General features: G+C 58.8%; 5 protein-coding genes. All 5 read left to right on the top strand.

All coding sequences use genetic code 11. From position 1 onward, the window contains the following. Nucleotides 1-335: 335 nt before the first annotated feature. The 5 genes from HMPREF2842_RS02595 (at nucleotide 336) to HMPREF2842_RS02575 (ending at nucleotide 11,691) form a co-directional block, all read left to right on the top strand. Entirely contained in the window at nucleotides 336-2,363 is a 2,028-nt protein-coding gene (locus HMPREF2842_RS02595; protein WP_070642544.1) for an adhesin, read from the top strand. Between the two features lie 297 nt (nucleotides 2,364-2,660). After that, complete coding sequence (locus HMPREF2842_RS02590) at nucleotides 2,661-4,466, top strand: propanediol dehydratase (RefSeq protein ID WP_070642539.1); 1,806 nt, start codon at nucleotides 2,661-2,663, stop codon at nucleotides 4,464-4,466. A 449-nt stretch (nucleotides 4,467-4,915) separates the two neighbouring features. Beyond that, nucleotides 4,916-6,745, top strand: a complete 1,830-nt coding sequence (locus tag HMPREF2842_RS02585) for a hypothetical protein (RefSeq protein ID WP_246823159.1) — start codon at nucleotides 4,916-4,918, stop codon at nucleotides 6,743-6,745. Nucleotides 6,746-7,219: 474 nt separating this feature from the next. Beyond that, nucleotides 7,220-8,698, top strand: a complete 1,479-nt coding sequence (locus HMPREF2842_RS02580; RefSeq protein ID WP_246823157.1) for an enoyl-CoA hydratase — start codon at nucleotides 7,220-7,222, stop codon at nucleotides 8,696-8,698. 179 nt (nucleotides 8,699-8,877) lie between these two features. After that, a complete protein-coding gene (locus HMPREF2842_RS02575; protein WP_070642527.1) occupies nucleotides 8,878-11,691 on the top strand; it encodes an HtaA domain-containing protein in 2,814 nt (937 codons plus the stop codon). Nucleotides 11,692-11,765: the final 74 nt, after the last annotated feature.

Raw genomic sequence — 11,765 nt, 5'->3', positions numbered from 1 at the left:
CTGAGTCTCAAGGGAGAGTTGAAAAATTTCGCCTAGTCCATGCATTTTGAGTGCTCTTGGTGATGTTATGGAGAGTAAAAAATATGCTGTGTGGGTTATTGCACAGGAAAATAGTCAGGATGTAAAGCGTCTTTACAGCAATAACAAGAAAAGTATTGTTAGTGTGGAATTACCGATAAATAGAGCGATTCCCTTCGCGGTAACTTCCACCATTACATGAACGTTATGGCTAGTCCGTACGTTATAGCGTTCATTCCCGAAGAGGCACCCGTCCAGCTTCGATCCGTGGCACCCTCCGGAGGGTATCGTTCACACTCACAGAAAAGGTGTGTTCCATGCCCGAACCCGCTCACTCAAAAACCCGTGCAACAGCCGCTATTGCTGCATCTGTCCTGTCCGTTACCGGTGTTGGTGCTGCGCATGCAGATGTGCAGGTGCAGAATACTGGCGGAATTGCTTCATCGACTGCGGTAGAACCCGACAATCCCCCCTCCGCAGCAAACGCAACCCCCATCGAAAACGTCGCTACCCAAACCTCCCCGCAGGTGTACGTCGAGCAGGGTGTCGTCATTAACCCGGCACGTTCCCAGAGCATCACCGTCACCGGTGAAGGCTTCACCGGCGGTGCCGTTGAACGTTACGGTGTGGCGGTGTACGTGAGCGAATACCGCCAGTACCCCCTCTACGCACTGGGTCGCGGCTCCGCAGTGACGATGACCCTCGTGCCCGAACTCGATGTGGACGGTGGCCGCTTCAGCACCCAGCTGACCCTGCCCGCAGGCACCCTCGACCCCAACCAGCAGTACGTCGTCGCAACTGCCGTGGTCGACCCCGGTAAGGGCTACGCAACCGAGGACCCCTCCTACAATTCCTCCGCACCCCTGGAAGTGCTGCCCGCAGACACCCAGGATGAGCCGCTCAACGTTCAGATTCTCTCCGGTCAACTGGAAATCCCGCAGGAGAAGAACCTGGTCGTCTACAAGGTCACCGGCCTGGGCGAGGCGCAGGCTTTCGAAGTCATGACCTACGCCTACGCCCTGGATAGCCAGGGTAATCGCATCCTGCTCGCTGCCTCTCCCGCGCATGCCGACGTTGTGAACGGCACCCTCCTGGACGGCATTGAGGTGCCCGGATCCAGGTTGGAAGAAGTGCAGGCTGTTCACGAAGACCTGCGCTATGTGCTGAGCGTTGAGGTTGCACCCTCTGCCGCTAATGGTTACACCGCCCAGGAAGTTGAGGTTCCTTTCATGAATGGTTGGAATGTACAGCACGGCTCCGCTCCGGTTGCCACCGCCGAGCGCGCAATGGCGGAGCAGGCGCAGTTTGAGAAGAAGCAGTTCCAAGAGGACGCGCAGCCCGAGCAGGTCGCCCAGGCTACCCCGAGTGCGCAGTCTGAGCAGGCTGCCTCGAATGCTCAGTCCGCTCAGGCAGTTGCCGCGAGCCCCGTCGAGCAGTTCGACCACGTACTGCCCGAGAACGACCCGCGCCGCCACTACAGCCTGCCGCGCAACACCGTCTTTGACCGCGTCCACGACACCACCGAAGAACAGACCAACAACACCGCTAACCCCGTGATGACCGCCCGCCTGCACGTAGAAGAAACCGTAGTTCCCGAAAACGACTCCGAGAAGACTCTGACCGTGCGTGGTGAGGGCTTCGCCGGCGTCGGCTCGGTGCACCTGATGGTTAGCGCTATCGATGAATACGGAGTGGCTACCGGCGGCGTGATTGCGTCGGCTGATGTCTCTGAGATTGATGCCTCCGGTGCTTTCACTGCCCAGGTGCAGATTCCTGGTTCGGCGCTCAAGCCCGGCACCACCTACCGTGTGAGTGCTGTGGCGGAGGATGAGCAGGGCACCGTGCGCATGGTCAACGGTGGCTTCACTGTCGAGCGCGATGGCGTGGATAGCCAGCCCGCAGCCCCCCTGCCCACTACCCCTGAGCAGGATGCGCCCACTGTCGAGGCTCCCGTAGCCGACACTCCCGCTGTCGAGACTCCCGCGGTCGATGCTTCGGTGCCTACTGAGCCTGCGGCTGATCAGGCTTCTGTTACCGAGCAGAAGGCGGGGGAGAGCGGTGCTGAGCAGAAGAAGGACGCTCCGGCTGGTGTTCAGGGTGCTCCTGCGCAGAATGTTTCTGCACAGAATACCTCTGTGCAGAAGACTGAAGCGCAGAAGGTCGAAGCACAGGCATCTGACTCCCAGAAGGTTGCCTCCGGTGCCCAGCAGAAGCGTGAGCAGTTGGCGGCTACTGGCGCCTCCAATATGTTGGTCATTAGTGCCGCTGGATCGCTGTCACTGCTTGCCGGTATGCGTTTGAGCCGCCGTCGCCGTAGTGAGATGCAGCTCAGTTCTCGCCGCTAAAACGGGTCAATTATTGCCCCACTAGGCAAAATACGCATATAGATGTAGGGATGTCCGAAATGCAAGATTCGGGCGTCCCTACATCTTTAACTTTTTCTAAGGTTATACCTATAATTTAGAGTGCTGTCATAGACGGTACTATCACTCTTTACCACCTCGTTCACCCGAGGTGAGGAGTCGCTGTGAAGCGCCTCCGGTCACCGATATCAGAGAACCGTTATTCTGCGCCTACTTCCGACCTTTGGGCGCAGGAGTCACACGACGATTCATCACACTCACTCACGAAAATAGGTGACCATGTTTTCCACGCAGCGAACTGCTCGCGGCGCGGCGCTAGTAGCGTCCGCAACCCTCGGTTTGGGGGGTGCTCTCGCGCCTGCAACTCTTGCTCCCGCAACTTTCGCGCCTGTTGCCTACGCTCAGACTCAGCAGCCTGAAAAGCCTGAACTTCCCATCGCCGTTGCCACTGATGTGGTTCAGCACAGTATCTCCTTGGTTTTACTGGCTCAGACTGGCGACTACACTCTTCTGCAAATCGGCGGTGTAAATTCCCTGGACCAGGTGAAGGTTCGCCTGTCCGCCATCTCCGTTGAAGATGGCGTTGTGGCGACCATGACCGTACCCGCAGCCCAGATGACTGCCTCAAAGAATGAAGAAGGCAATATTGAGCTGAGCATCCACCAGCGCCTCAACGTTGAGCAACCGTACATGGTGGAAATTGAGAATCTGAGCAACGGCGAGACTGTCTCCGTTGAGTTTATGCCCGAGTACGGTGTAACAGTCGACGAGATTATGGCTAGCAGCCAGAACATTTTCTTCCCTGACACCCCTGGCGTTCCCCGTGCTAACCGCGTAGAGGCGAATCCCGCCCCCGAGGTGTCCCTGAGCCCCAGTGCATCCCCGAGCGCCGCGAAGGATAGCCCGCGCCCGACGGTCGCCCCGGTACCTTCTGAAGCGCCGTCTGCATCGCAGAAAGTTTCGGCTCGTCCTTCTGCGAGTGCATCTGCTAGCGCCTCGGTGAGTGTGTCCGCGAGTGAGTCTGCTTCGGCGAGTTCTTCTACCGATGATGCGGCGCCCGCTGAGGTGACCGAGGATCGTCTGCTGGTGCACTCCCGCTCCGATCGGGCTCCCGCGGAGACCCGTGAGGCGACCCTGGAAATTTCCACCGCAGAGCTGCGCGGATCGGATGAGCTGCAGCCGATTAGCGTGCGCGCTAGGAACGTTGCGGAGAGTGGCCTGGGCTATGACGTGATGGTCTTTGAAATGCCTGCTGACGGCGGTGCCGTGGGTTCGCCGCTGGCGACCACGCATGTGAGCCCTCAGCAGGTGACTGATGCTTCTTTCTCTGCTGATTTGAAGGTTCCCGGTACCTCTTTGAATGCGGGTAAGCGCTACCGTGTGGTTGTGGTGGGTGGTAACTCCACTGAGGAGCTGCAGCTCATGGCGACCAGTGCTTTTGGTGTGAGCGTGATTCAGCGTGCGGTTCCTGTTGACCCGGCTCCGAAGCCTACGAATACTGTTGTTCACCCGCAGGTCCCGATGATTTCTGATGCGAACCAGCGTGTGAGCCCTTCGGCCCCTTCAGGTCGCGTGGGCTCTTCAGATACCTCTGCGGACGCTCAGGGTTTGGTGATTGATTCTGTTGCTAAGATTCCCTCGGTGGATAGCGCTCTGGGCTATATTGTGCAGGCGCAGCAGTCGGCGCGTGCGATTACCGCGCAGGCTCGTAGTTCTGTGGCTGAGACTGCGGTGGTTCCTTCGACGATGGTGATGTCTGGTTATGCAGTGATGTTGCCGGGGCGTACCGTGGTGAACCTGTTGGGTTACCAGTCTACTGAGGGGGAGACGGTGACTGTTGCTTCGCCTCAGGAGAATGTGGGTGCTGCAGGTTCGGGTAGTTTCTATACGCGTAGCTCGAAGTCGCGCGGTGATTCTGCCGGTTCGAAGCTGGAGGCGAGTGCTCAGGATAATGGCCCGCTGCCGGAGGGTACCTTGCCGCTGAGTATTGCTCTGCTGGGTTCGGTTGCCTTTGTGGGTACTGCTGTTGCGGTTAACGTGTATCGTCGCCGCCTTGAGGGTGCTGAGGAGCTGGGTGCCGAGTAGTTCAGCTATTTGTTGCTTAGCGCTGTGAGGCGTGGCTCTCTGTAGGGGAGTTTGTTGAGTGGGAGGCGTTCTGCTGGATGCGTGCTGAGTGGGTGCGTGTTTGGTGGGGCGCCTTCTGTGTGCCCGGATGTTTGACTCTATTGCGCGGTGGTCTGGTGCGCCTTAGGGTGGTGTAAAAATTTCTTTTTGGTGCACTCTGGGGAATATATTTTGACATTCGAATTTTGCGTTATTTATATCTCAGTAAAGTATTTAATTCCCTTTTATTTCGGCAATTATCGCGACATAAAGTTTTAGCACGTGAATGCAATGCAACATTAAGTGCAATATCCGTGTTAGGCTAGGGTGTAACCGACGTACTGGTGCGCAAATACCTGGATAGAAACACCGGCTTGTGGTGAGCCTTCCCTAGTCCACGCTTTGCGCCTACATCGATCGAAATGGCGCACATGACTATCACTCGACTTCCGAAACGCATTCATGCTCTTTCGCTTGTAGCCGCTTTAGGTGCAAGCGCTTTTGTGCTTCCTGGCGCCTCCGCAGTAGAGGCTGAAGCAATTAACGTGAATGATTGCCTGGCGGCTCTGGTTAATAGCGAATTTAATTCAAGCTGCCCCTACGAAGACCTCGAAATTGAGGTCGATACCATTGAGATTCAGATTCAGTCCATCAAGGACGGTCAGGCAACCATCAAGCTCACACCCCTCTATGAGGGCGGCTACGTGGGCGATGCCTCTAGGGTGTACCTGGTAGTGCAGTACTACGGCACCACCGGCACGGTGCTCGGATCTGATACCTACGAGCCGTCCGCACTGCAGGTTGAGCGTGCTGACGACGGCTCCATGCTGGTCACCTTTGAGATGCCGCAGATGCCCCAGGAAGGCTACTACTCCATGAGTGTCATGGACCTGGTGACCTCCGATGCGGGCTACGGCGAATTCATGATCTCTGAGGGCTCCCTTGTGCCGCACACTATCCCGGTAGAGGAGGACTCTGACGAGGTGATGGTGGACAAGAAGGAAGCTGCCCACCAGGTGCCCACCATTGACGAACTGAAGACGCTGGAAAAGCTCCGTGAAGAGGAGCAGAAGAACCAGCAGGATGCAGATCAGAAGGGTAGCAAGGATAAGGTTAAGACTGAGGTGCCTTCCGAATCTGCTGAAAACCTGAACCTCGAAACCCACACGCAGAAGCTAGAGCAGGTCCCCGGCGGATCGACCTCTTCTCGCGATACTCAGACCCTGAGTGTTGCGGAACTGAAGGTCGCCTATGCTGAGGTTCGCTCTGATAAGGAAACCAAGCCGGTGACTATCAGTGCAGCGCGTCTGCACGCGAATGCGGCTGGCTACGACCTAATCGTGGTTGAAACCGATATGAGTGGCAACCATAAGGGTGATGCGCTGTCCATTACACACATCAGCTCTGATCGCATCGTGAATGGCGCGTTCAAGGAAGAGGTTGGCATGCCCGGCTCTCTGCTGAAGACCGGCTCGGTGTACACCGCCTACCTGGTGCGTGCGGACGATACTGAGTATGCGGAAGAAGTTGTCTCGGTGCGATTCAAGGTCAGTGGCGAGGCGACCGGCAACTCAACCTCCTTGACGAAGGATGAGTCGCCCCGCCAGGATGCAAACGCATCGCTTACGCCCAGCGCCAATACAGCCGAGGCGACCGGCGCCACTCAGGGTAGCCCCTCCGCTGCTACTAACGCCGTCTCGACTCGTTCTGATGACACCCAGTCGGGCTCGGGTCAGTCTGCCGCGAGCGCACCCCGCTCCACTCTGGATGCGGTGAGCGCCATGTCCAAGGCAAAGGAAGCGAAGGCTGAGCGTCAGCGTCAGGCTCTGCAGGCTTTGGCTCAGGCACGTACGATCGCTCCGCGTTCGGCTTTTGAACCGACCCGCACCAATCAGATTTCGGCGTACAGTTCGGGTTCTGATCCGGCATCTATCGCTGCTACCGCGAAGCTGGATGCTTTGACGGATGAAGAAAAGGCAGCGTCGGTAGCTTCTGGTAACGGAAATAAGGGTTTCACCCCCGTGGTTCATTCGGAGTCTAATAATCGTTCAGCTACGGTGAACTCGAATACCACTCAGGTGCACTCCACCGCGAATGCTGATCGTCAGGATGGCGTGAAAGCTGTAGCTTCGGCGGCGTCTCCTGCTAGTGAAGAGGTTGCGCAGCACGGTGTAGCTTTCTGGGCTCTTGGAGGCGCCGGTTTGGCGCTGGTGGTTGGTGCCGCGTGGATGGCTCACCGCAGGGGAGTCCTCGGCGGCTAACGCCCCTAATCCGTGCTTTTTGACGGCATCGCATAGTATGTTCGTTGTTTCATGAGGAATGCTCGCCCCCGCTATCTGTTGGCGCAGATCGCGGGGGTGAGTCGTGCGTTCAGGGTGTTCAAAAAAACTCTACCCTCGCGTGAATAAACCTTAAGGTTCGTGATAGGGTTGAAATAACCGATAAATAGATGCGAGCTATTGTCAGGTCTTCTTCACCTGAAATATGAAGCGGAGTATGGTACGACGAATCCGGGTGTATGGCGCACTCGGGGGTCCGCGCGGCACATGAGGAACGGGCAGTAGCACGCACATTTCCACCATGAAAAGACGCATTGCATGAGTATTTATTCAGCGAAGCACCGTATTGTCACCGCAACCGTTTTGGTTGCGGGGCTTCAGTGCGGGCTTGTTGTACCCTCTGTCGCAACGGAAGCACCCGTCACGACGCACTCTGCCGTGCAAAAAACCGCGACCTTGAACGCGAACCAGGCTGAAGACAATCAGGAGGCACAGGGCGCCGCCTCCACCATCACCATGAAGGCGCAGCTCAAGGATGGCGGCTATCTTCTACGTTGGACGGGCTTCCCTAAAGATCTGGAGGCCTCCAGCGTTCTGGTTGACGTGAACTTCTACACCCCTTCCGGTGAGTACGGCGGCTCCGTCCTGGAAAGCCCCGCCCTAACTGAGGGGACCAAGGAGGGGGAGTTTCGCCTCCTGATGAGCCCGGCGACGGACTCTAATGTCGTGTACGTAATCGTTCTGGAGGATACCGCGCACGGTGTCTCCTACGAATTTTTTGTGACCGAGCGGGGGAACCGCCTGGTAGAGGCTGCTGACCCGCGCAACGGCAAAGCAAAGCCCACCGAACCTCCGGTCGATATTGAGCGTGAAGAAGCAGAAACCGCTGACGCAACTGTTACCCCAAGTCCCGAGGCGGTAAACCTGCCTTCGCCGACCGCTACGTCATCCACCGATGCGAACGGTGACGCGGTTCGCCGTACCGTAGACAACCCGCAGAACAAAGATTCTGGCCAGTACGTTATCTCCGAAGACAATAGCGTGTACGACCCGATGAACCAGCGCAAGGGCAAGGCGCACCTGTCCATTCAGGACTCGCAGGGTGACTCTCAGGATGATACGAAGCCGGTCACAGTCCGTGCCACGAACTTCCCCCAGAATGACAAGGGTTACGACCTGATCGTCATGGAAATCGACTCCAATGGCAACACCGTGGGTGACGCGCTCGCCATTGTGCACGTTGGCCCGGAATCTATTTCTGCGGGCGCTTTCGAAGCGGTGATTGGTGTGCCCGGTGCGTCCCTACAGATTGGTAGGACGTACCTGGTGGCGGCTTTTGATGCTGCCGGTGACGGTAACCTTCAGCTCAATACGGTGCGTTTTACGGTGACTCAGGCGTCTTCTGAGGGCGGTGGATCATCGTCCGGTTCTTCGTCTGTGAACGAGGAGAAACCGGTTGCTGTACCTTCCGCATCTACCTCTGAGACTGCGGACGCATCCGGCGCGAATGCACCCGCTACGGGTTCCACGTCTAAGACCCGCGGTATTCAGGCTGATACCGCCATGGCTCCGGGTACTAATGACGCCACGATTTCTATTCCGCGCGCTACCGGTAGCTCTGCCACCGCGTCTTCCTCGGCGCTGGGGTACCGCACCGGGGAGGCGCAGCCTGTTGAGGTCGCGACCCCCGAATCTAACCTACCTTCGGGTACTGATTCGGCGGCGCAGTCTCGCCGTGCCGCGATTCTGAACGGTTCTTCCTCTCAGGTTCGTACTGAGCCTGGATCGCCGAACGGTGTGAAGGCAACGGAGGCGCAGATTACCCGCAACATGGATAAGAGCTCGCCTCTTCTGCCGATTTTGGTGACCCTGGGTGGTGGCCTGATTCTGGGTGCTTTGGGCATGTCACGCATGCATACCTCGAAGAAGGATTAGTCGCGTAGGAGTTGGGGGTGGTGGCGGCCCCTGTTGCATGTTGAGGGGGTATTGCCCTGTCAGTGTGCTGTGAGGTGCTTTGTCATAAAACGGTTCACTTGGTATGTATCTTGAGAAATTCTCACTCTATCGATATAGTAAGCCTGTCCTAACAATGTCGATAGCATGGATACACACCAATGAAGATTTTCACATCTGGCACCCGCCTCTCCAAGGGAGCCTGCGCCCTCGCCGTCGCTGGCGCTGTCGCCCTACCCCTGGCACCCGTCCTCGCCGAGAACATTAATATCGCCGCACAGAATGTTGCCGCACAGAATGTCGTAGCTGGCGACCAGGCAAGCACCGGCGCATCCTTCGGTTGGGGCGTGCGCGCCTCCTTCCTGTCCTACAACGGTATGCCCCGCGAAATGACCGACGGCGCAGCCTGGGACGCAACTGCAAAGCAGTTCACCTTCACCCCGACCTCCACCACCGTCTCTGAAGACGGCAAGCAGGTCACCCTGCAGGCTGCCGGCCGCCTCTGGTTCACCGGCCACTGCGCCGAAGGTCAGGACCCCGAAACTGGTTGCGCCCTGAACCTCACCTTCTCCAACCCCCGCGTGGAACTGAACCTCGCTGACGGCACCGGCTCCCTCTACATGACCGTGCGCACTAAAAACTACGCCTCCGGCAAGTTCGAGGGCCCCATGGAAGTCAAGATGGCGACCCTGAGCACCGGCACCGCCAAGCAGAGCGAGAAGGACGGCTTGGTCAGCATCAGCGGCATCTCCGCGAACCTGACCGCCGACGGTAACCACGCCTTCTCCGACTTCTACAACGAAGGCGCCAGCCTCGACCCGCTGAGCATCTCCTACACCGGTAACGCAGCAAACACCCCCAAGAGCGCCTACAGCGTCGCCGAGTCCTACAACACCGGCGCGGGCGTGAACCTGCCCCAGAACACCGCACGTCTGGGCAAGAACCACATTGTGCATGTGGCACCCCCGAGCTTCAGCGGTGACACTACCTACACCGTGCTGACCAGCTCCAACCTGAAGATGACCGACACCGGCGTCCTGAAGGCAATCAAGGGCGTTTTCGCTGTGGACGCTGACGGCAACCGCATGCTCGTCATCGGCAGCGAGACCAACAAGCCCGAGCTGTACACCGTGACCGCTGAGGGTAAGCTCGTCTCCTCCGGCACCTACTCCGACGTAGACCTCGGTGCCAACACCGTCAAGGCAATCGGCTACAACCCCGCCAACAACACCTGGGGCATCCTCAGTATTGACGGCCAGGGCGGCGGCAAGCTGACCATCATTGACGCATCCGGCAAGGCAACCTCGCAGGCTCTGCCGAAGCCCGACTCTATCGACCCGCAGGTTGTGAACGCCTACTCGCTCGACGAGTACTACGGTGACTCGTTCTCCAATAACACCGTGACCCTCGCGCCGCTGCCCGACGGCAGCTTCGTGTACGCGCCGTCGACCTCCATCTACGATGCGGCCGGCGAAAAGGTGGTTCAGAAGGGTCACCTGCTGCACATGAGCAGCAACGGCGTGTCCCTGGTTCCGAACTCTTCACCCGCAGGCTACGACACCGCCCTGCCCTCGACCCTGGTCAGCCCCAAGGGCTACATTTACCGTTGGAACAACTGGTACGGCGGTAAGGTGCAGATCCTCAAGTACGAGAACGGCACTTTCAGCGTGGTCCGCGAGTCCGCAACTCTTGAGGGCTTCGAGAAGACCGAGGTTGCCACCATGTTCCTGACCCGCGCGGGCAACGTGGTTGTGGTGGATGCTTCCGGCTCCCGCCTGGTGTTCATGGATGACAACCTGAACAAGGTGAACGAGGTGGTGCTCTCCTCGATGCGCAAGACCGACAAGAGCGGCGGCTACAACGCTCTCGAGCTGCCCAACGGCGATATTATCTACCCAACCAGCTTCGAGAACCCGAACACCTATGAGGATCAGCTGTGGCTGAACCGCCTGGCAGCGAACTCGGCACCGACCCCGGCACCCGAGCCGACCAAGGCACCTGAACCGACTAAGGCACCTGAGCCGACTAAGGCACCTGAGCCGACTAAGTCTGCTGAGCCTACCGTGGCACCGACTGCTGAGCCGACCGTCGCGCCTTCTGCTGAGCCTTCTGCTGAGCCTACCGTGACTGCGGAGCCGACTGTTGCTCCGACCGAGGCGCCGACCGCAGAGCCCACTAAGTCTGCTGAGCCGACTGTTGCGCCCACCGAGGCACCCTCTGCTGAGCCGACCGTTGCTCCCACCGCTGAGCCGACTGCGGAGCCTTCTGCTACTGCAGAACCTTCTGTCACCGCAGAACCGACTGCTGAGCCGACCGTGGAACCCTCTGCAACCGCTGAGCCCAGCGTGACCGCAGAACCCACCGCAGCACCTTCGGAAGAGCCCACCTCGCCGTCTCTGCCGACCGCATCCGTGGCTCCTTCTGTAGCCCCGAGTGCTTCTGCAACTCCGAGCGCATCGGTGAGCGCTTCCCCGACCGCGGTTCCGAGCGTTCCCGCTGTGACCCCCTCGGTGAGCGCGTCTGCATCCGCTAGCGCGTCTGCTTCTTCGAGCGCTTCTGCGAGCGCATCGAGCTCCGCAAGCAGCTCCAGCAGCGCATCGGTGACCGCATCGGCTAGCGAGTCTGCATCTGCGAGTGCATCCGCGTCCGCGAGCGCTTCCGCAAGTGAGTCTGCATCCGCGAGCGCTTCTGCTTCTGAGAGCAGCACCGCTGACCAGAACGCAGCCGGCCACAAGGGTGGCTCCAACGGCGGTTCTGACGCAGGTTCCGGCGCCTCCGACAACTTGGGTGTGAGCGGCTCCAACGGCGGTTCCTCTAACGGTGGTTCTTCCGCAGGTGGTTCCTCGACCTCCGGTAGCTCCTCCTCGAAGCTGGCACAGACCGGCGCATCCGGCGCTATGTTCGCAGCAGCAGCTGGTGCTATCACCCTGGCTGCAGGTACCGCACTGGTCGTGGCACGCCGCCGCAAGAGCTAAAATTTAGCCTTCGTGCAACACCCCGTTTCGTCACTCGTGTTCATGAGTGGGGAAGCGGGGTGTTCCTTTCATAC

Source organism: Rothia sp. HMSC069C10, from assembly GCF_001812205.1.
In the GTDB taxonomy this organism is placed as follows: Bacteria; Actinomycetota; Actinomycetes; order Actinomycetales; family Micrococcaceae; genus Rothia; species Rothia mucilaginosa.
This window is presented reverse-complemented; position numbering and strand designations above follow the sequence as displayed.